The sequence below is a fragment of the Corynebacterium jamesii genome, assembly GCF_046097395.1.
In the GTDB taxonomy this organism is placed as follows: Bacteria; Actinomycetota; Actinomycetes; order Mycobacteriales; family Mycobacteriaceae; genus Corynebacterium.
On sequence record NZ_CP175789.1, the window covers coordinates 2,100,963 to 2,121,344 of the forward strand.

The window sequence follows — 20,382 nt, forward strand, 5'->3', positions numbered from 1 at the left end:
GCGCCCGTCCGCACCCCGGCTACACTGAGTAACCATGACGGAAACCACAACGGCTGGCGCCCCAGACGTCGTAGCGGGAGTTTTCGGGCGCATTACTGCGGAGTCTGTCCGCCGCCCGTTGCAGCGGGCCGTGGAGGATCCGCAGGCGATGACTCACTCGTGGTTGTTCACCGGCCCGCCCGGGTCGGGTCGATCGATCGCGGCGAAGGTTTTTGCCACCGCCTTGGTCTGCCCGCACGGCGGTTGTGGGGAATGCGACCAGTGCCGTAGCGCCGCCGCAGGCACCCACCCGGATATCCTCTGGGTTTCGACCAACGGTGTGGTGCTGACCGTCGACGAGATCCGCGAGGCCATCCACGAGGCCGCGAACATGCCCACCGTCGCCCGCTGGCGCGTCGTGGTTGTGGAGGATGCCGACCGCCTGAACGATGCCGCTGCCAACGCTCTGCTCAAGTCTGTCGAGGAGCCCCCCGCCCGCACCGTCTTCCTGCTGTGCGCACCCTCGACCGACCCCTCGGACATTGCGATCACGCTGCGGTCGCGCTGCCGGCACGTGTACGTGCCCACTCCGTCGCCGGCGGCGGTCAAAGGGGTTTTGCTTAGTGACGCCACCCTGGGGCTCAACGAAACCCAAGCCCAATGGGCCGCCGACGTCTCTGCCGGACACATTGGAAGAGCCCGCCACCTGGCCAGGGACGAGGCCGCTCGGACCAAGCGCGCCACTGCGCTAAAGCTGCCTCAGTTGGTGTACGAGCCCAACGCGCTCTACCGTTTCACCGCTGAACTGGTGAAGAAGGCCGAGGAAGAGGCCGCCAGCGAGCTGGAAAAGCTAGATCAGCGGGAGCGCGAGGATCTGGAGAGCAGTCTTGGCGTAGGCGCGAAAGGTAAGGGTGCGGCGAAGGCCCAGCGGGGGGCGTCCGGAAGAATGAAAGAGTTAGAGAAAGAACAGAAGAACAGGCGCACAAGAAGGACCCGTGACTCGTTAGACCTGGCGTTGATCGACATCGCTGGGCTGTACCGCGACGCGATGCTGCAGGCCGCGGGTGCAGTGGACGACGAAGGTGTGCCGGTAGGCGGCCACCAGCATCCAGACATGGCAGCGACGTCGAAGGAACTGGCGCGCCGGAACAGTGCGTCGGCGTTGGTGAGCTGCATCGATGCCGTGATGGAATGCCGTGAGGTGCTGGGGTACAACGTGCGGCCGGAGGTGGCGCTGGACGCGATGGCGGGGCGCCTGCAGCAGTGCTGCGGGGTGGCCTAGCGGCGTGCGGAGTCGGCGTAGGGTGGCGTTTTGGAGCTGGGTGGGCTCGTCGGCTAGGATAACGCTTCGTACTTAATGTACGCGCCGCTTTAGCTCAGTCGGCAGAGCGTTTCACTCGTAATGAAAAGGTCGCGAGTTCGATTCTCGCAAGCGGCTCCATTGTCATGAGTCGCGACATGGTTGACACTTCAGTCGCGACATCATGGACAAACTGGCGCCTCGGTTTTTCTTTTTCCGAGGCGCCGTTTTCACTTTTAGGTCAGGGGTGGCTGGCCTTTCTTCCAATAAGGTTTTTTGGGGGTTAAAGGACAAAAGTGCGTCTTGACCCCATCGCTGGTCCCTGGCGATCTTGACCGGATCGTCAGGGACTTCAATCGAATGAACCTTCTCATCGCGTCACTAACGGCGAAGCAATTCTGCAGCTTCCGGCGCCCCAGCCTTTGCTAGTGAGTCAAGTACGTCATCAACGGTTCTTGGAGGGTGCTTAAAAGCAGCAGTTGCGTAGGTGATTGCTTGATGAACTAGCGGGCCGCAGAGATCGATTTGGTCACAAAGGAACTCGTCTGCGGATTGAATCTCGATGTCGTACTTTTTCAGTTCGGACTCTGGGAAATCGCGCCTATTTTCCGTGACGATCACCTGTGCACTGCATCGGATGGCTGCAGCGAGGACGTGTCTGTCCACCGTGCCTGAAAAATCCCGGTGTTCGCTAACCGGATCAGAACATCGCGCAGCATGCTGGGGTAGAGCACATTCGCGTCGTAGACCACAGTGAAGCCGCTCATTCATACAGTCCTAATTCATCGGAGAGAACTGCGAGCTTATCGGCAGCGGCACGCTGTTCAAGGGCTCTCTGGTGCTTAAAATCCTGCACGTCAGAGGCGTACAGGCGCCGGTGAGTGCCTACCTTATGCCCTTTGAGTATGCCCTGGTCTAGAAGCTTGACGACATGCGGCCGGGACACGTTCAGCAGATCTGCCGCCTGCTGCGTGGTCAGCTCTGCGCTTGTGGGAATAATACCGACAGTGCGCCCGGCGGCAGTGTTAGCCAAGATCTCGCGGAGTAGCTCGGCAACATCACGGGGCAGACGGATTGGTTCGTTTGTCCCCTCAGTGATGACATCGACGTCGCCGAGGTCTGTGTCCCCTGCAAGGGCGCGGTTAAGTTTTCGAAGGGCTTTCTGGGCCGTTGCCTTGGTATGGGCTGTGTCGTTGTCTTGTGCGTGCGTCATGGTCCTATGCTAACCGTTAAACGAAATAAACGAAACGCTCGACACTGCGAGGGGGCAGTAGGGGTGTGTCAAGTTGTTTGTGTGTGGGGCTAGGTTTATAGGTATTTGTCGAAGCGGTCGGGGTAGGCCACGGCCATGTGGTTGATGGCTTGTTTCCAGCCGGAAACTCGGGCTCCTTCCATGAGTCTGCGTCCAATCATTCGTCCAATCATTCATGGAACCGCACCCGGGGCAAAGAAGGCTTTTGCGCATCTCTACCCGAACCCCTTCAGAAAGGATTGTTCCCCAATGAAGATTCGCAAGTCGCTCATCGCTGGCGTTACCGCCGCAACCGTCGCCGCGTGTCTCGCCGCACCTGCCCAGGCCGAAACCCACACCCCCACAACCCAAGTACAGGCTGCAGAAACTCCGAACACTAAGTCCCCGCTCGGCTCACTGGATACCATCTGGGAAAACACCCCGGCTTGGCTGCGCGTCCCCCTCTTTGCACCGCTGGGAATCATCTTCGGCATTATTTATGGCCTAGTTGGCGCTCAGAACTCTACAGCGCCATCCGGCAGTCTTCATCTCTAAGGCGACAGCACGGCTCTTCTGAAGCTGGGGGCAGGAGGCTGGCGGAGAGACCGGGGTTAGCGGGACTGTGGGGAAACTTCCGGCAGGGGCAGCTTCTCGAAGGGGCTCAGCCCACGGATGGCGGAGTTGGCGAAGCTGGCCACCACCAGGATCGCGAACATCGTCGCCGCAGAGAACAGCTGCACCCGGGAACCCGGATCCGTCAACATCAGCAAAGCCAGCCCCGCCAGGACAACCAGCGTGGCGATGGTCAGCCAGGGGAAACCCCACATGCGGATCGGCAACGCGTCGCCCGCGTGCTGCTCCAGACGGCGGCGCAGGCGCAGCTGGGAGACGGCGATGAACGTCCAGACGATCAGCAGCGAAGCTCCCGCGGAGTTCAGCATGAATGTCAGTAACCAACCCGTATCCAGGTAGTTCAGAACCACCATCACGATGGACAAACACACCGAGAGAACAATCGCAGCGACAGGCACGCCTCGACCGTCGACGCGGGTGAAAATCTGGGGTGCCTCGTGGCGCTTGGCAAGGGAAAACATCATGCGACTGGAGGCATAGATCTGCGCATTGAAGGCAGAAAGTAGCGCCAGAACGATGATGGCTTCCATAAAACCGACGACGCCCGGAATACCCGCCAGGTTCAGCACTCGGGTGAAGGGACTATCGGCCGCGCTTTCTGCCTGCCCCAGCGAAGAGTGGGGGAGCAGGAAGGTAATCACCAGCACCGAACCCAGGTAGAACAGCGAGATGCGGGTTATGGTGGAGCGCACCGCGTTGATTAGCGAGCGCTGGGGATTCTCGGATTCTGCAGAAGCGATGGCTACCACCTCAATGCCTCCGAAGGCGAATGCCACGGCCAGAATCGCCGTGGCCACACCGCCCACGTCGTTGGGCATAAAGCCATCGGCGGTGAAGACCTCCGTGCCGATGAAAGTGTGCCCCGGCAGAAGACCGAATACCAACAGGAATCCGATGACCAGGAAGGCCACCAGCACGGCCACCTTGATGAACGCGAACCAGAACTCGAACTCGCCGAAAGCGCGGATTTGCAGCAGGTTCACGATTCCGAAGAAAAGCACGCATACGGCGGCGGGGATCCAGGCGTCGATACCGAACCATGCCCCTATAAAGCTAGCCGCACCGGTAATTTCGGCGCCGAGCACCGCCACCGTGGCCAGCCAGTAAATCCAACCCTGTGTGAAGCCAGCCCAGCGCCCGATGCCGTGTTCAGCGTATTCGGAGAAGGAACCGGAGGCGGGGATGACGGTGCCCATCTCGCCCAGCATCTGCATCACGAGTATGGCGATGAGGCCCGCGACGATGTAAGCCAAAAGTACGGCAGGACCGGCGGCCTCGATACCCACGCCAGTGCCCAGGAATAGCCCGGCGCCGATGGTGGAGCCCAGGCCCATCATTGTGAGGTGGCGAACCTTCAGTCCACTTCCCAGCTTGGCATCGCCAGCGTTCGAGTCGACGTGCGAACTGGGGTTATCTGAGGAAGCGGAAGGGGTTGAACTCATTCTCTAAGAATACGATGTGTGGTTTGACGAGGAGCACCCAGGGCGCGGTAGTGCCTAGCCCAACCCGGCGGCGACCAGAACCTCCCTGGCGGCCGGCTCTGCAGCCGAGCGATCCGTCGGTACTAAGCCGATGCGGGTTCGGCGGTCGAGGATATCGGCCACCGTGCGAGCTCCCTCATGGGTAACGGCGAAGCTCAGGCGGCCGCGAGTGACGCCAAGGCCTGGAGCAACTGGTTCGTCGGCGCGTTCGACCAGGTCGGATGTCTGGTCTGTGTGGCCGGGCTGTTCGGGTAGTTCCGGTGCACCGATCAGGGGAGTGGACTTTGTGACGCAGGGGCCGGTGGGGATGCCCTGCAGCAGCCCTTCACTGAGAACCCGATCCACTGTCTGCTCTGCCATGAGTCGATACTCGGTGAGCTTGCCGCCGGTGACCGTGACCAGGCGATCGTGCACCAAGATGGCGTGCTCTCGGGACAGATCTGCGGTGGCTTTGCTTCCGGAGTCTGCCAGCTGCACCAAGGGGCGCAGACCCGCAAACTTACCGATGACGTCCTCACTGGTCAGCTTCACCTTGAGTGCCTGGTTAACGACGTTGAGGATCCATTCGACATCCTCTTCGGGTGCGGAGGGTTCCTCTTCTAACGGAGCTGGTTCATCCGTGAGTCCGATATAGCAACGGCCTAGCTGGGTGGGCAGAATAAAGCAGAAGCGGTTCGTGGCCCCGGGTACAGGGACGGTCAGGGCGCCCTCCGGGTTGCCAACCTTGTTCGCATCGATAACCAGGTGAGTGCCACGGGACGGAGTGACAGTGACGGACTTATCCAGATCTCCCGCCCACACACCGGTGGCGTTAACGATGGCCGATGCCGTGACCGTGATCTTTTCTGCAGAGCCATCCAGATCCAGTTCGATGGTGGTCCCCTGGATCGCCGTGGCCTTGCAATGTGTCAGCACGTCCGCCCCGTAACCCCCGGCTGTACGCGCAAGAGCTGTGACTAGGGCGGCGTCATCAAAAAGCTGTCCGTCGTAGTTCAGATACCCGAACTTTGTCTTTTCCCGATCCACGGCAGGGCACAGCTCGGCCACGCGATCGGCGGAGATGGTGCGGGAGCGTGGGAGCGTCTTGCCGGACGTCTTAGCCGCGATGCGCAGAGCATCACCGGCGATAAATCCCAGGCGGGGCAGCACCCTATTTGCGGCGGAGAACTCGTCCATGACGGGAACGATCTGGCCGAGGGCGCGTGTGAGGTGGGGCGCGGTGGTCTCCATCAAAATGCCACGCTCGACGGCGCTGCGACGGGCAATACCAATGTTGCCGGACGCGAGATAACGCAAACCGCCGTGCGCCAACTTGGACGACCAGCGAGACGTGCCGAAGGCTAGATCTTCCTTGTCCAGCAGCAGCACCTTTAGGCCGCGCGTTGCTGCATCCAAAGCCACCCCAGAGCCAGTAACGCCTGCGCCTACAACTACCAGGTCATAGCGCGCGCCATCTTGTAGTTTCTGCACCAACTGCGCACGGCGCTCGGGGGATAGAGCAGCGCCATCGTAGTTGAAATCCGGCTTGGCGGAAGGACGGAGGTCCTTCGCGGTTCGGTTGGCGAAAGTCGTAGCTTCGAGAATCCGATTCATACTTTCAAATTACTATTCGCCGATAAAATTAGGGCATGGATAGCACTCAAAAAGACAACCAGGTTCCGAACAAGGAACAGCACACTCCCGCTACTGGCTTGAACGGCGGGGAAAGTATGCAGTTGCCTCCTATGGAGTTCAACCTGTGGGGCACAAAAGACGAGGCCAAGCCCCTGTCGGAATCGATCCGCAAGATGCTGGGCAAGCTGCTGGGCGTTAACGGCACACTGCCGCAGCGCCCGGCTGCAGACATTCGCCTAAGCCCTTCGCAGTTGACCTCCCAGGATGAAAGGGCGCTGGCGAACATTGTGGGATCCCAGTACGTGTCTGTGGACGATGCGCACCGCATGCTGCGCTCCCGAGGAAAGAGCTACTTGGACCTGCTGGATTGGCGCCTAGACAAGGAAGTTTCCGCCCCCGACGCGGTAGTCACCCCAGGAACCGAGGAAGAAGTCCTGGAGATCCTGCAGTACTGTACGGAGAACAACGTGGCGGTTGTTCCTTTCGGCGGTGGCACCTCTGTGGTCGGCGGGTTGAACCCCGTCCGCGGTGAACACCGGGCCATCATCAGCCTGGACCTGGCGCGCTTCAACCAGCTGGAGGATGTAGATTCGGTGTCCGGGCTGGCCACCCTGGGCGCAGGGCTTTCCGGTCCGCACGCCGAGATGCTGCTTGGCGAACACGGCCTGCAACTGGGGCACTTCCCGCAATCCTTCCCGTACGCCACCATCGGCGGATTCGCAGCCACCCGTAGCTCGGGGCAGAACTCCGCTGGCTATGGGCGGTTTGATGAGATGGTGCGGTCGATGACCGTCGTCACCCCGAAGGGCATTCTGTACCCGGGGCAGGCCTCACCGGCCACCGCAGCCGGACCGGCTTTGAAGCAGCTGTTTCTCGGCTCGGAGGGAACGCTGGGAATCATCACCAGGGTGCGCGTCCGCGTACACCCGATTCCGGATACGAAGCTGTACGAGGCGTTTAGCTTCCCCACCTTCGTCGACGGCGTGAACGCCCTGCGGGAGGTAGAACAGACGGGCGCCGGCCCGACGGTTCTGCGCCTGTCGGACGAAATCGAATCCAGCGTGAACCTGACCAGCACCGATAACATCGGCGAGCAGGATGAATCCGCACACACCGGCTGCCTGGCGCTGAGCGTCTACGAGGGAACCACGCAGCACGCACAATCCCGCCACGCGGAGACCCGTGCGATCCTTCTGGCCCACGGTGGTGAATCCTTGGGCGAAGGCCCGGCGCGGAAGTGGGAACAGGGCCGGTTCGGGGCGCCAGTGCTGCGCGATTCCCTGATCGACGCAGGTGCGCTGTGCGAAACCCTGGAGACTGCCACCGATTGGTCGAATGTGCCCAGGCTAAAGAAGGCGGTTGCATCGGCGCTGTCTAAGTCTCTCGTCGCAGATGGGTCGCCCGCGCTGATCATGTGCCACGTGTCGCATGTCTATGCTGAGGGATGCTCGCTGTACTTTACGGTGATCGCCGACGCAGGGGAGGACCCGGAGGCACGCTGGCGCAAGGCCAAAACCGCAGCGTCGGAGGCCATGGCAACCCACAACGCCACCGTTACTCACCATCACGCAGTGGGCACGGACCACCTGCCGTGGATGGGACTAGAGGTCGGGGAGCTCGGCATCGCCGCCCTGCAGGCTGTGAAGCGGGAGCTCGATCCAGCGGGAATCCTTAACCCGGGGAAGACCTTTGCCCTGTCCGCAGAACAAGCAGCACCTTCTGCGAAGCGGAGCCTCTAGTGGCAACCAACGATCACAACGGTTTCGAAGTCGGAACCGCGAATGTGCGCCGCGTTGCGCTTCTCACCAACCCCGCTGCTGGCAAGGGAAGCGCCACGACGGCGGCGACGAAGGCGAAGGAACGCCTTAACCAACTGGGCGTGGATGTCGTGGCCATTCAGGGATCCAGCCCGGATTCTTCCCGCCAGCTGGCGGCGGCCATGGTGGCTGATGAACGGATCGATGCTCTGGTTGTCGCAGGCGGGGATGGCCTCATTGCGCTGGCCCTGCAGGAACGGGCTAATTCCGGGAAGCCTCTGGGGATTATTCCCGCTGGCACCGGAAACGACCACGCCCGGGAATACGGCATTCCAATCGACCCGGTGAAAGCTGCAGAGGTGATTGCCGAAGGGTTCTGGACCTCCGCCGACCTGGGGATCATGCGTTCCTTCCCTGAGGGGACGGACATCACCCAGCGAGACATCGGCGATCCGGTGGATGACTACTGGTTTGGAACCATCGCGTGTGCCGGCTTCGATTCTTTGGTTTCGGACCGGACGAACCGAATCGTATGGCCCAGGGGACGCAATCGCTACAACCTTGCTATCGCCTTGGAGTTCCTGAACTTCCATTCCATCCCGACGACGGTCGTGCTGGATGCGGGGCTCGAATCGCAACAGGTCCTGCAGCAGCAGATCACGCTGTGCGCAATAGGAAACACCCGCTCTTATGGCGGTGGCATGTACATCTGCCCAGATGCAAACCACCATGATGGACTTTTGGACGTCACGATGATGGGGCAGATGTCCCGCATCCGGGCTGCGCTGAAGTTTAGGAAGATCTTCCAGGGCACCCTCGGGGAAGAAGAAAGTATCCAGCAATTCCGGACGAAGCGCGTGCGGATAAACATGCCAGACATCAATGGTTACGCGGATGGCGATAAGTTCGCGCCTCTTCCCCTGGAAGTAGAGGCCATTCCGGGCGCGGGGAAGTTTATCGTTCCGCGCCCCTAGAGTGCCCTTAACTTGCCTCTAGAATGCCCCAAGCCGCGTCCTAGCTGGCTAGTTCTTTGACGTTTCTATCCAGCTGGGTGGCGGGCACGGGCTGTGCTGCGGCCCTTTGGGCGGCCCTAATACCGCTGGTGCGACCATCATTCGGCAGTTCCGGGGTGTAGCGTTCCCCCGGATCGCCGATTTTTAAAGCGGGCGAACGGTGAACGCTTTTCTTGTGCGCTGCAGCGGACTGCGCGCTGTCCTTACCACCCGTGAGGTAGCGAATAACTGCGCCTGCAAGACCAGGCGTAAAAACTTGGGGGAAAGTCAGGGCGGAGTTCTTCGCCTTCGCGATAAGAGGATGCATGGAAACACTATATGCATGCGGGGCTGGCCGATTTCTAGGATTACAGAGACTGCATTACCCCGCCTGCCCGGCTGCCGGATCCGACTCGTACTTCGGAACCATCGCGTCGTAGTCCTCCATCAGCTTCAGGTCCGTGATGTGATCCGGGATGCCGAAGGCATCCACCAGAGTCTGCGACCAGGGACCCAGCGAGTCCACCAGGTCGTTCAGCGCGGCGCGGGCAGCCTTGGTGCGGGTACCCGTCAGCAGGTTCTGCTCCAAATACCAGCTTGCGTTGTCCACAATGCAGCTGAGGAAGTACACGTCGCGCACCTGCTCCAGCACGCGTTGCGCGTCTTCCGAATCCAGCTTGGACTCGGCCTCCACGAAGGCTTCGAAAATAATGCGATCCACGTGAGCCCAGCCGACGGCCAACAGGTGATCTTGTGCGCGATCCACAAGCTGGGCTGCTTCCTCCACTTCCATCTTGCGGGCCGGGCGAAGGCGCCGGGCGAGCGAGCGCATTAGACGATCCTCCCGCTCGGTGAGCAGGTTAATCTGGTAGGCCGGGTCGAATAGCGAGGTCTCCTCGGAGTCGCTGAACGTATCCACCAGGTTCTGGATCAGCGCATCCGTGGCGGTGCGGCGGCGCAGCAGGTTGCCGAAGCTATCCAGGCCGAAGCGCACCATTTCCATCGGGTTTAAGCCGCCGAGCTCTTTGGCGAAGCCCGTCATCAGCTCCTTCGCTGCCAGCTGCATCATCACCACGTTGTCGCCCTCGAAAGTGGTGAACACATCCGAGTCCGCCTTGAGCGTGGTCAGCAGGTTTTCCGCCATGTAGCCCGCGCCTCCACAGGCTTCGCGGACTTCCTGGATTGTGTCGGTTGCGTGGGCGGTGTTGGCGGCCTTCAGTGCTGCAGCGTGCGCCTCAACCTCGCGCTGGTCGGCCTGCTGTTCCTTGGTGAGCTGGGTCGGATCTAGGCCTAGCTGGTCCAGCTCGTGCACGCGCGCAATTAGCTTGTTTGTGGCGAACTGCAGTCCGTAGGCGCGCGCTACGCGCGGGATGAGGCGCAGGCGGTGCCACCGGTGCTCGATCAGGCGGTTCTCTGGTAGCGAATCGTCGGGAGCGAATTGACGCCGCAGGTTCGCGTACGTCACGCCGATGTCTAGCGCGGTGCGGGCGGCCGCGCCGGCGGCGGCTCCCACGGTTACGCGTCCGCGCACCAGGGCTCCGAGCATTGTGAAGAAGCGTCGGTTTGGGTTTTCGATGGAGGAGCTGTAGTTACCTTCCTCATCAACGTCGGCAAAACGGTTTAGCAGCGCTTCGCGGGGCACGCGGTAGTTGTCGAAGCTGATAGTGCCGTTGTCCACGCCCTTCAGTCCGCCCTTGTGGCCGTGGTCGCCGATGCGCACGCCGTCGACGGCGGAGCCGTCGTCCTCGCGGATGCGCACCAGCAGGCAGTGCACGCCCTGCGATTCAGCCTGTGCGCTGCTGCTAGCTTCGGTCGTGCCGGACCCGGCCGCCGGGTCGTCGCCAGCCTCGGTCGCGTTCTTAGCGTCGGGGACAATGAGCTGCGCGAACACGGCCGCCCAGCGACCGTCGCGGGCGGCGTTGCCGATAAACCACTTCTCGGCGGAGGCGGTGGGGGAGTTGATGATGAACTCCTGTGTGTCTGCGTCGTAGGTCGCTGTGGTCTCCAGCTGCTGCACATCGGAGCCGTGGCCGCGCTCGGTCATGGCAAAGCAGCCGAGAGCCTCGAGGTTCATCAGTTTCCCCACCATCTCCTGGTGGCGCTCGGTTCCTAAGTTGCCGACAGCGCCGCCGAACAGTCCCCACTGAACTCCGGACTTCACCATCAGCGACAGATCCGCATGACCCAGCATCTCGATGGAGGTCAGGCAGCGGCCAGTTTCGCCCGTGCCGCCCTGGTCGGTGCGGAAGGCATCGTTCGGCATGCCAGATTCCAGCACGCGTTGGAGCTGCTCGGTGGTGCGGGTGCGGGACTGCTCGAGGTCTAGGTCAGTGCGCGGCAGGATGTCGGGGTCCGCCAGTAGACGGCGGGATTCCTCGCGTGCTTCGGGGAAGTCGCCGTCGAGCACGGTCTGCAGGGTCTTTGCTATGTACGCCCGCTTTTCCGCACTGGGAGCCGTGGACAAGGTCTGCGGCGCCGAGGTGGAACGGTGGATTTCGTTACCGGACTTGTCAGCAATTCCATCGGCCGAGCCCGGTGTGACCGAGCTATCAGTCGTTGCGGTGGTTTTGGTCGTGTTTAAGGAATTGTTTTGTGACATAAACCCAAGGATACGCAAAATTGTGATCCACAACGCAAGATTTTAGTAATAATTCCATGTTTATTTTGGGGTGCGAGAGGCCTCTGACCTCTTAGTTACGTTGGTGGTCCCTAATGGGAGGGCTAGGATCGGGCTTATGGCCGAAGACAGAGTTGAAGAATCGAATCAGGAAGTGAAGAACCCCACGCCGGGGCAGAGCGTGCAGGATAAACCCCTGCAAAGCCGCCGCGTAGCACCCTCTACCCGTGGTGCGGCGAGCCGTGCCCAAAAGAAGTACTGGATGTTGGTCGCGGGTGCCGTGTTGGCGGTCGCTTACGCGGGAAACGAATTCACGCCAATGATGGTGTTCTACCGTGGCGAGAACGTCTTCGGCTCCGTCTTCGTCGATGCCCTGCTGGCTTGTTATGCCGCCGGCATTGCCGCGGGCCTGCTACTGTGCGGCCCACTGTCGGACCGTTACGGCCGCCGCATCGTCATGTTGCCTGCGCCGGTCATTAGTTTGGTTGGCAGCATCCTCATCGCGGTGGGAGAGATGAACGAGCCGCTGATTTTCACTGGCCGCCTCTTGAGCGGTTTCGCCGTTGGCATGGTGATGACCGCCGGTGGTGCCTGGATCAAGGAGCTTTCCACCCCGGCCTTCGACCCCAGTGCCAACGCGGGTTCGGGAGCTCGCCGCGCCACGATGTCCCTGACCTTGGGCTTTGCCGTGGGGGCAGCGTTCGCGGGCGTGCTGGCCGAGTGGGGGCCGGCACCGGGCCAAACCCCCTACATCATCAGCATCGTGCTGTGCGCTCTGTCGATGGTCGGCATTATGGGCGTGCCGGAGACCCGCCAGAACGCGCACCTCAAGGTCAAGGGCTCTTTTTGGTCGGATCTCAACGTCCCATCCCTGCGCCACCCGCGCTTCCTCACGGCCGTGGTTCCTATCGCCCCGTGGGTCTTCGGCTGCGCGGGCGTGGCCTACGCGATCATGCCGAGCCTGGCCCAGGATCAGGTCCCGTACCCCATCGCCTTCTCCGCCGGCATTACCGCTGTTGCCCTGGCCTTTGGCTTTGGAATCCAGCAGGTTTCCAGTAAATACATCAACCCGAACAACTCCCAGGCCCAGCAGCTCGGCCTGGTGCTAGTGATCGTCGGCATGATCGTTGCCGCGTGGACTGCCCACGTGGGTTCGCTGGTTGGAACGATCGCCGTCGGCTTGATTTTGGGTACCGGCTACGGCGTGTGCCTGATCGCGGGGCTGACCGAGGTGCAGCGCATCGCCAGCGCCGACGATCTCGGTGGCCTGACCGCGTTCTTTTACACGATCACCTATATCGGCTTCTTCTTCCCGATGATTCTGTCGCGTCTGAAGGATGTGTTCACCTACACCCAGATGTTGGGCTTTGGTGCGGTGGTTGCTCTTATCGGCCTTATCGTGGTGACGCTGACTTCCAAGAAGTTCATTCCCACCCCAGAGCAGCAGCGGAACTAGGTTTCGGTTTTCCTTGTTTGGGCGGAGGCTTGGGCGGTGCTTTGGACGGCAAGCGCAAGCACGCCCAGTTGTACCGCCGCGCCTACGCTGGGGCCAACGGCCAGCGCCCAGATAGCGCGCGTGTCGGGGGAGAAGTCCAGCATCAGCACCGCTGTGGATAGGAAAATGGCGATCAGCCATCCGGCGGTATAGAGGTTGTGACGGTCCGCCGCGAGCGCGGCCGACCCACTGATCATCAGGATGGCCGTTGCCCCGGAGACAAGTGTGAGCCATCCGAGAGTGGTGGGGGAGGAGATCACAGCGGCGTCAAAAAATAGCCCCATAAGCGGTGCTGCCAGGAAGTAGGCGGCAATGCCACCGATGGCTGCGACGACCCCCACCGCAGCGGTGGGGAGGGCGGCGGCGCGCAGGACGCGCTCGCGGTGCTTCGTAAAATGTACGATCAACGCGGGCTGGAATCGCTGGAGGGGTACCAGGATCGGCGCGCGGGTGAGGGTTATGGCGGTGATGGTGGCGGCCAGCGCCCCGGGACCCACGTCCGCGCCAGAAGTGTAGCGCAGCAGTACGCTAAAGCCTGTAATCATCACGGCGTTTGCTCCCGAGGCCACCATGGCCTTGACTGTGCGGGAGACGAACGGGCGGGTGGTCACATCCGCGCGGTCATTCAACGCGGCGCGCGCAGCGGGGGAAAAGGCGAGGATCAGCAGCCACGTGGCGGCGCCGATTACCGTGACGAACAGGTAGGCCAACAGCTGCCATCCGACGGCCCACGCAACGGCGGCCAGCGCCAGGCGCACTCCGGAATCAATGGCCATTAGCCAGGCAAAACTTGGCCACGAGTGATTGGCAGAGAGCAGCCCGCAAAGTGTTGCCTGGAAGGCATAGCAGGCTAGACCTGCGGCGATCAGCGCCAGACCCCATCCGGTCTGGCTGGGCACAAGTTCACCGATCCAGAGTGGCCCGGTAACTAGCGTGAGAGCGCCAATGGCCAGTGCGAGGTAGCCTGTCAGCGCGAACGGGCGCGGGGTGCCCGCCCGCGCAGTGTTCGCCAGCGCAGTGCCAGTCTGTGGGTCGTCCATCACTGTGCGCCGGGTGGAGACGGCCCGGGCGGTTTCCTGCATCAGCCCGTCCAGCACGCCCGTCATCGCGAAGAACAGCGACCAGTAGACCATGAAGTCCTCGTACCCGGCCGTGGTCAGCCCTTTGTTGGCAACCCAAATCACCAGGTAACCGGCGAGGGCCACGAATACTGTGGCGAGCGAGATGGCGCGCATCGGTAAACCCGTTCGACGGCTCTATTTATCTTGAATTTTCTCGCCGAGCTCGCCCAGCTTCTCCCCGACGCGCTTCAGGGCATCCACCGCACGTGCCGGACCCGAGGCATCGACCATCTCTGCGGCGGGGCCTGCTGGCAGGTCGCGCAGTTGCTCAACGCTGAGGGTCACGGTCTCGCCGGGGAAGTCGGGCAGTTCTGGGTAGCGTAGCCAGCGGTCGAACAGCCCCTGCACCTCGCCCCGGGCCACACCGTTTTCCTCGGCGACGGTGCCCGCTAGGTTCTCCAGGTCGCGGGTTTCCACCAAGCCCATGCGGTGCTGCGTGGTCCAGCGCTTAACCATGTCGAAGAAGGCGGTATCGCCCAGCAGTACGCGTAGGGCATGCACGGTGACGGCTCCGCGCTTGTACAGCCGGTCGTCGAACATGTCGTCCGCTCCGGGGTCGATAAGCAGGATGTCCTGCGGTTTCTTAGCTAGCGCCTGGTGGTGTGCCCAGGCGTGGTGCGCGGCGGGAATGTCTTGCGATTTTTCAAACCACAGCCACTCCGCGTAGCAGGCAAAGCCTTCGTTGAGCCAGATATCCCGCCACTCGACGAGCCCGACGGAGTTGCCGAACCATTGGTGCGAAAGCTCGTGGGCGATGAGCCGTTCCCAGGTGTGCTTTCCGTCGGCGTGGTTGCAGCCGAACATGCTCATGCCCTGAGCCTCGAGCGGGATCTCCATCTCCTCGTCCGTGACCACCACTGAGTACTCCGGGAAGGGGTAGGTGCCAAAGAGCTCCGAGTAGACCTCTACCATCTCCGTCTGCTGGCCGAAATCCTCGTTGACCAGCTCGCGGACACGCTTGGCGTGCTCCGTGCCTTCGGGGAGCCAGCCGAATACAGGTACGGTCTTGCGGCCGAGCTCCGCGCTGCGGAAGTCCACCCGCTGGTAGGAGCCGACGTAGACCGCAGCCAGGTAGGTGGCCATCGGGTAGTTGGTTTCGAACACGCGAGTGGTGTTGTTGCCCTTGTTGAACTGCTCTACCAGGGTGCCGTGGGCAACGGCGGTGACGTCTCGGTGGGCGGTGATGGCCACGCGGAACATTGCCTTCTCGTCCGGCGTATCGTCGCACGGGAACCAGCTGGGCGCCCCATTGGGCTGTCCTGCCACCAGGGAGCCGTTGTCGGTTTCCTCCCAGCCGACCTCGCCCCACTTAGAGCGCAGTGGGCGTGGATAGCCGCTGTATTTGATGGTCAGGTCGAAGGACTGATCCTCCGTGACCTCCTCCACGAAAGTGATCGTCAGCTTGTTTCCGTTGTGCCGGAAGCGGCGGATCTTCATCGTCCCGTTGTTGGCAGCCGCCCCGTGGCCGGTGACCTCCACGCGGCTGACGGCTAGGTTGTTGGCCAGATCCAACGTCATGGTTTTCAGTGGACGGTAGTTCTCCACGGCCAAGCTGGCCACACCGCGCAGGTGATTGGGCTCTACGTCGTAGTTCAGCTGCAAATCATAGCTCAGTACGTGGAACCCAAGGTTAAAGTCCACGCCCGTGTAGGCATCCCGAGCTCCGGCGATGGGGGAGCTGCGGAAAGGACGAGGCTGCTGTTGGGATTGCTTCATGTAAGGCACACTACTATCTGCATAGGACAACCCCCGCCACGGAGATGGTCTGTGGCGGGGGAAGTGGTGGTAACAGCTGATTGAGCTGTTAGTCGGCGCTTCTCTAGCCCTCTAGTTCTCTAGCTCTCTTGGGGGCTAGTGGACTAGGGGACTAGCGAGAGCCCGAGGTGGAACCCTCCCAGTACTGCTCCGGGGAGATCGGCTTGGTCGGCTGCAGCGGTGGGCGCTTGGCACCGGTGCCCAGGCCGTTGACCAAGTCGCCCCAGTAGCCGCGCAGGTCATCCTGCCAGTAGCCCCACTGGTGGGTGCCGGTCGGGCGGAAGTTGTAGTTCACCGGGATGTTCAGCGAATTGGTCTTACGTGCCAGGTCGCGGGTGCAGGCGTTGGTCGCGCCCTCGATGACGGAGCCTTCGAAGATGACTCGGGCGGCCGAAGACAGCTGACCGTTCACACGCTGGGACCACGGCATGTCGTGCTCACCCGGGAAGCCGGAGCTGGTGGAAACGTAGATGTTCTTCTGGCCACGCAGCTTCTCTGCGTTGATTAGGGCATCGTTGTCGCGGGCGACCTTACCGTTGATCGGACCCCACATCTTGGTAAAGTCCGTGCCACCGCGGTTGAGAACCAGGTTGATGAACTTCGGGGTCAGGCCGGTGGTGGTCGCAGCGCAACCGGAGAACGAGCCGACCGAATCGTAGAAGCCCGGGTGGTGCTGTGCGTACAGCAGGGAGGTGGTGCCGGTCATGGACATGCCCGCGATCGCGCGCTTGTCGTTAGCCTTCAGAGCTGGCTCGATAGCCTGCGGCAGCTCGCGAGTCAGGAAGGTCTCCCACTTCTGCGGCCCCTTGATGTACGGGGTGTTCGGCTCGGTGATCCAGTCGGTGTAGTAGGAGTAAGCGCCGCTCATCGGAATCACAATGTTAGCGCCGATGCCTGGGCTAACAGTGCCCTTGTTCGCATCGTCGTTGCCGCCGTAGTAGCTGACGATGTCGGTCTGACGGATCCAGTTGGCGATGCCCTCGCCGCCGTCGGCACCGTTCAGCATGTACAGAGTCGGAGCATTGTCGCGCTTTGCCTTGTCCTTCGGCTGGATGACGACCAGCGGGATGTGGCGCTTCATCGACGGGGAGTAAGCGGAGACCTCTTGCACGTTGTCGAAGCCCTTGGCGCGCAGAGAGCTAATGATGCTGCGCCACGCGGTAGCCTGCTCCGGCTGATCCGGGGTCTCAGCGCCCATCTCCAGCTTTGCTGGCGCCTGGCCGTCTGCCTTTTGAACAGCGGAAACGCTAGCAGCCTGAGTGGCCGGTGCGGTGACCGCGACGGTTGCGAACGGGGCGATCGCAGCGGTGACAGCGGCGAGAGTGCGGACAATGCTTCGCTTCATAAAATTGATCTTTCTGTGGGGGCACGCTGGGGAAACGTCAAAAATTCTCGCCCGGAGCGTGGGTGATCAGTCGAACGTGGGGCAGGAGAGGTTTCTGGAAGATTCCGGAAACATTCAAGGAATCCACAGTAAATCTCTAAGGACAAAGGGGATACTACCCAACATGCGGGGACAATGGGAACCCAAGGAGGGAAAAACTTTTCCGTGGGAACCCAAAAACGGGGGGTGTTACTCATGGGTCTGGTGTGACTGGAGTTAAAGATGGGTTGGTGGTTGTGCTAAGGCGGGAGGATGGGGGCGTCGATAAGAGTGCCCAAGAAAGAGACCGGGGAGGGAGTAAAGAGTAAAGAGAAGCCCACTAAACACGAGCGACAAACATTAAGTACCCTTGGGGCTTGTGGCTAAAGAACATTTTGACGTAGTAGTACTCGGAGCAGGCCCTGGCGGATACGTGGCGGCGATTCGTGCTGCCCAGTTGGGTCTGAAGACCGCCGTTATCGAAAAGCAGTACTGGGGTGGCGTATGCCTCAACGTGGGTTGCATCCCCTCGAAGGCGCTGATCCGCAACGCTGAACTTGCGCACACCATCACCAAGGAAGCCAAGACCTACGGCATTACCGGCGACAACATCTCGATGGACTTCAAGGTGGCGCACCAGCGCTCCCGCAAGGTCTCGGGCAACATCGTCAAGGGCGTGCACTTCCTGATGAAGAAGAACAAGATTCAGGAGATCAACGGCCGCGGCAACTTTGTTGATGACAACACCATCGAGGTCTCCGACGGCGACGACGCAGGCAAGACCATCACCTTCGACAACTGCATCATCGCTACCGGCTCTGTTGTGAAGTCCCTGCCGGGCGTAGAGCTGGGCGGCAACATCGTCTCCTTCGAAGAGCAGATCCTGGACGAGAACAAGCCGGACTCCATGGTTGTCATCGGCGCCGGAGCTATCGGCATGGAGTTCGCCTACGTGCTGTCCAACTTCGGTGTGGACATCACCGTGGTCGAGTTCATGAACCGCGTCCTGCCGAACGAAGATAAGGACGTCTCCAAGGAGATCGCCAAGCAGTACAAGAAGCTGGGCGTAACGCTGAAGACCGGGCACAAGACCACCGCCGTTCGCGATCTGGGCGAAGGCAATGGCGTTGAGGTGGACATTGAATCCGCCGATGGCTCCAAGTCCGAGACCCTGAAGGCCGACCGCGTGATGGTTTCTATCGGCTTTGCACCGCGTGTGGAGGGTTACGGCCTGGAGAACACTGGCGTGAAGCTGACTGAGCGCGGTGCTATCGACATCGACGACGAAATGCGCACCAGCGTTCCGCACATCTACGCCATCGGTGACGTCACCGCCAAGCTGCAGCTGGCTCACGTCGCAGAGGCGCAGGGTGTGGTTGCGGCTGAGGTTATCGCCGGCGAAGAGACCGAGCTGCTGGGCGACTACATGATGATGCCGCGCGCCACCTTCTGCTTCCCGCAGGTTGCTTCCTTCGGTTACACCGAGGAAGCTGCCAAGAAGCAGGCAGAGGAGGAAGGCCGTGAGGTGAAGGTCGCTACCTTCCCTTACACCGCAAACGGCAAGGCACAGGGCCTGGGCCACGGCGTGGGCTTCGTGAAGCTGGTGGCAGACGCTGAGTACGGCGAATTGCTGGGTGCTCACATGGTCGGCCCGGATGTCTCTGAGCTGCTGCCGGAGCTGACTCTGGCACAGCGCTTCGACCTGACGGCTGAGGAGATTTCCCGCAACGTTCACACGCACCCGACCCTGTCGGAGGCAATGAAGGAAGCCGCCCACGGCATCGCCGGCGGGCACATGATCAACCTCTAAGAAGGTTCGATCGGCCAGTATTTCCCTGGTTAGGTGCAGGTGGAGTAGGATTTCGGGCAAATCCTTCCCCTGCCATGATTGGTGCCCAGACTTGCCAGAGAAGATTGGCTTGCTGGCAGACCGAGGACTGCCAGCGGTGCGCGTGCGCGCCATGCTCCAACAGCTCGCTAAGGCCTCGGAAAACCACATTTCCGGGGATAAGCCCATCCTCGAATTCCGAACCGGGACCCTGCCCATGGATGAGTTCGGAAATGTTCGTCTTGCAGATACCGCCCCTGGCATTTTGCGCGATTACGGCTGGGACCGGCTGGTGTACGTCACAGACCTGCCGCTGACCACCCGCAGGCCGGTAATCAGCCAGACCGTCGAGCAGGGCAAGGCCACCATGTTGTGCCTGCCTGCCTTTGGCCTGCTGCGAGCCAAAGAAGGACTGTGGCAGGAGCTGTCGCGCCTGGTCTGCGGCAAGCACGCCGGAGCTGGCCAGCGCGAAAAGGGTGTGGACGAGATCCAGGGCGGCGACGTGGAGGCAGACACTACCCGCGTGCTCGAAGGCCGTGGGCGCACCCTGCGCCTGCTGTTGGGAATGATCCGCGGCAACCGTCCCGGCCAGTTGCTCAAGGTGCTCTCCAGCTGCCTGGCCACGGGCGTGGCCACAGGCGGCTTCGGCATCTTCTATGGTTCTGTGTGGGAGATGTCCTACCTGATCAGCCCGTGGCGGCAGATCATGATCACCATCCTTTCCATTACCCTCCTGACCTTCTGGTTGATCTACAAAAACGGCCTGTGGAATGGGGGATATAGCCGTAAGGCGGAACCGTCCGTGTTGAGCGTCGGCGCCGATGCAACCTTCACACAGGCTTCCTCCGACAGTGTCGAGTGGTGGCGCGCCCGGATGGATAACCTGGCCACCATCGGCACGGTGCTGATCTCCGCTACCGGCGTCTATGCCCTGATCTACCTGACGATGCTGCTGGTCAGCGCCGCAGTTGTGCCGGTGCCCTTTTTTGAAAACAAGGTGAACTCCACTATCACGCCGCTGGATTATTTGACGCTGGCATGGTTTGCGGCGTCACTAGGTACCCTCGGCGGAGCACTCGGCTCGAGCTTCGATACCGACGAGTCGGTGCGCGAGGCCACATATAACCGCCGCGAACTGCAGCGCAGGCAAATCGTCGGCCTCTTCGACGAAAGTTAGCGCTGCTTTAACCGGCGCTGCGCCAGCCATCTAGTGCTG

Annotated in this window: 16 protein-coding genes and 1 tRNA gene; 8 read left to right on the forward strand and 9 right to left on the reverse strand. The window is 61.5% G+C overall.

The features are described from left to right. The first annotated feature begins 34 nt into the window (after positions 1 to 34). Both ACKFRT_RS09345 and ACKFRT_RS09350 read left to right on the forward strand, forming a co-directional pair. The gene (locus tag ACKFRT_RS09345) at positions 35 to 1,261 is read left to right on the forward strand and encodes a DNA polymerase III subunit delta' (RefSeq protein WP_408925098.1); all 1,227 of its coding nucleotides are present in this window, start codon (positions 35 to 37) and stop codon (positions 1,259 to 1,261) included. 83 nt (positions 1,262 to 1,344) lie between these two features. Beyond that, positions 1,345 to 1,420: transfer RNA gene (locus ACKFRT_RS09350), tRNA-Thr, on the forward strand. Between the two features lie 240 nt (positions 1,421 to 1,660). Here the strand turns inward: ACKFRT_RS09350 and ACKFRT_RS09355 are convergent. Further along, positions 1,661 to 1,900, reverse strand: a complete 240-nt coding sequence (locus ACKFRT_RS09355; protein ID WP_408925099.1) for a hypothetical protein — start codon at positions 1,898 to 1,900, stop codon at positions 1,661 to 1,663. Between the two features lie 142 nt (positions 1,901 to 2,042). Beyond that, complete coding sequence (locus ACKFRT_RS09360) at positions 2,043 to 2,492, reverse strand: helix-turn-helix domain-containing protein (protein ID WP_408925100.1); 450 nt, start codon at positions 2,490 to 2,492, stop codon at positions 2,043 to 2,045. 288 nt (positions 2,493 to 2,780) lie between these two features. On the opposite strand from ACKFRT_RS09360, the gene ACKFRT_RS09365 reads away from it, so the two are divergent. Continuing rightward, positions 2,781 to 3,065, forward strand: coding sequence for a hypothetical protein (locus ACKFRT_RS09365; RefSeq protein ID WP_408925101.1), 285 nt, complete (start codon positions 2,781 to 2,783; stop codon positions 3,063 to 3,065). A gap of 56 nt (positions 3,066 to 3,121) precedes the next feature. On the opposite strand, the gene ACKFRT_RS09370 is transcribed toward ACKFRT_RS09365, so the two are convergent. Then, complete coding sequence (locus ACKFRT_RS09370; RefSeq protein WP_408926095.1) at positions 3,122 to 4,480, reverse strand: amino acid permease; 1,359 nt, start codon at positions 4,478 to 4,480, stop codon at positions 3,122 to 3,124. 159 nt (positions 4,481 to 4,639) lie between these two features. Beyond that, positions 4,640 to 6,217, reverse strand: coding sequence for an FAD-dependent oxidoreductase (locus tag ACKFRT_RS09375; protein WP_408925102.1), 1,578 nt, complete (start codon positions 6,215 to 6,217; stop codon positions 4,640 to 4,642). Between the two features lie 131 nt (positions 6,218 to 6,348). Between ACKFRT_RS09375 and ACKFRT_RS09380 the strand changes: the two genes are divergently transcribed. After that, positions 6,349 to 7,977, forward strand: a complete 1,629-nt coding sequence (locus ACKFRT_RS09380; RefSeq protein ID WP_408926096.1) for an FAD-binding oxidoreductase — start codon at positions 6,349 to 6,351, stop codon at positions 7,975 to 7,977. After that, the gene (locus tag ACKFRT_RS09385; RefSeq protein WP_408925103.1) at positions 7,977 to 8,969 is read left to right on the forward strand and encodes a diacylglycerol kinase; all 993 of its coding nucleotides are present in this window, start codon (positions 7,977 to 7,979) and stop codon (positions 8,967 to 8,969) included. Before ACKFRT_RS09380 ends, ACKFRT_RS09385 begins: the two co-directional genes overlap by 1 nt. A 40-nt stretch (positions 8,970 to 9,009) precedes the next feature. Here the strand turns inward: ACKFRT_RS09385 and ACKFRT_RS09390 are convergent, their stop codons facing one another. Next, complete coding sequence (locus ACKFRT_RS09390) at positions 9,010 to 9,315, reverse strand: hypothetical protein (RefSeq protein ID WP_408925104.1); 306 nt, start codon at positions 9,313 to 9,315, stop codon at positions 9,010 to 9,012. 54 nt (positions 9,316 to 9,369) lie between these two features. Continuing rightward, positions 9,370 to 11,586 carry an acyl-CoA dehydrogenase family protein gene (locus tag ACKFRT_RS09395; protein ID WP_408925105.1) on the reverse strand — a complete coding sequence of 739 codons (2,217 nt, stop codon included), beginning with the start codon at positions 11,584 to 11,586 and terminating at the stop codon, positions 9,370 to 9,372. Between the two features lie 280 nt (positions 11,587 to 11,866). Between ACKFRT_RS09395 and ACKFRT_RS09400 the strand changes: the two genes are divergently transcribed. Further along, positions 11,867 to 13,060 (forward strand): MFS transporter, encoded by a 1,194-nt coding sequence (locus tag ACKFRT_RS09400; RefSeq protein WP_408926097.1) that lies wholly within the window; start codon positions 11,867 to 11,869, stop codon positions 13,058 to 13,060. Here the strand turns inward: ACKFRT_RS09400 and ACKFRT_RS09405 are convergent. The 3 genes from ACKFRT_RS09405 to ACKFRT_RS09415 form a co-directional block, all read right to left on the reverse strand. Continuing rightward, positions 13,057 to 14,334, reverse strand: a complete 1,278-nt coding sequence (locus tag ACKFRT_RS09405) for a hypothetical protein (protein ID WP_408925106.1) — start codon at positions 14,332 to 14,334, stop codon at positions 13,057 to 13,059. The genes ACKFRT_RS09400 and ACKFRT_RS09405 overlap by 4 nt on opposite strands. A 21-nt stretch (positions 14,335 to 14,355) precedes the next feature. Next, entirely contained in the window at positions 14,356 to 15,936 is a 1,581-nt protein-coding gene (locus tag ACKFRT_RS09410; protein ID WP_408925107.1) for a M1 family metallopeptidase, read from the reverse strand. 151 nt (positions 15,937 to 16,087) lie between these two features. Next, entirely contained in the window at positions 16,088 to 17,320 is a 1,233-nt protein-coding gene (locus ACKFRT_RS09415) for an alpha/beta hydrolase (protein WP_408925108.1), read from the reverse strand. Between the two features lie 397 nt (positions 17,321 to 17,717). Between ACKFRT_RS09415 and lpdA the strand changes: the two genes are divergently transcribed. Further along, a complete protein-coding gene (gene lpdA / locus ACKFRT_RS09420; RefSeq protein ID WP_408925109.1) occupies positions 17,718 to 19,148 on the forward strand; it encodes a dihydrolipoyl dehydrogenase in 1,431 nt (476 codons plus the stop codon). Positions 19,149 to 19,239: 91 nt separating this feature from the next. Further along, positions 19,240 to 20,343: a hypothetical protein gene (locus ACKFRT_RS09425; protein ID WP_408925110.1), complete on the forward strand. Its 1,104-nt coding sequence runs from the start codon at positions 19,240 to 19,242 to the stop codon at positions 20,341 to 20,343. Positions 20,344 to 20,382 lie beyond the last annotated feature (39 nt).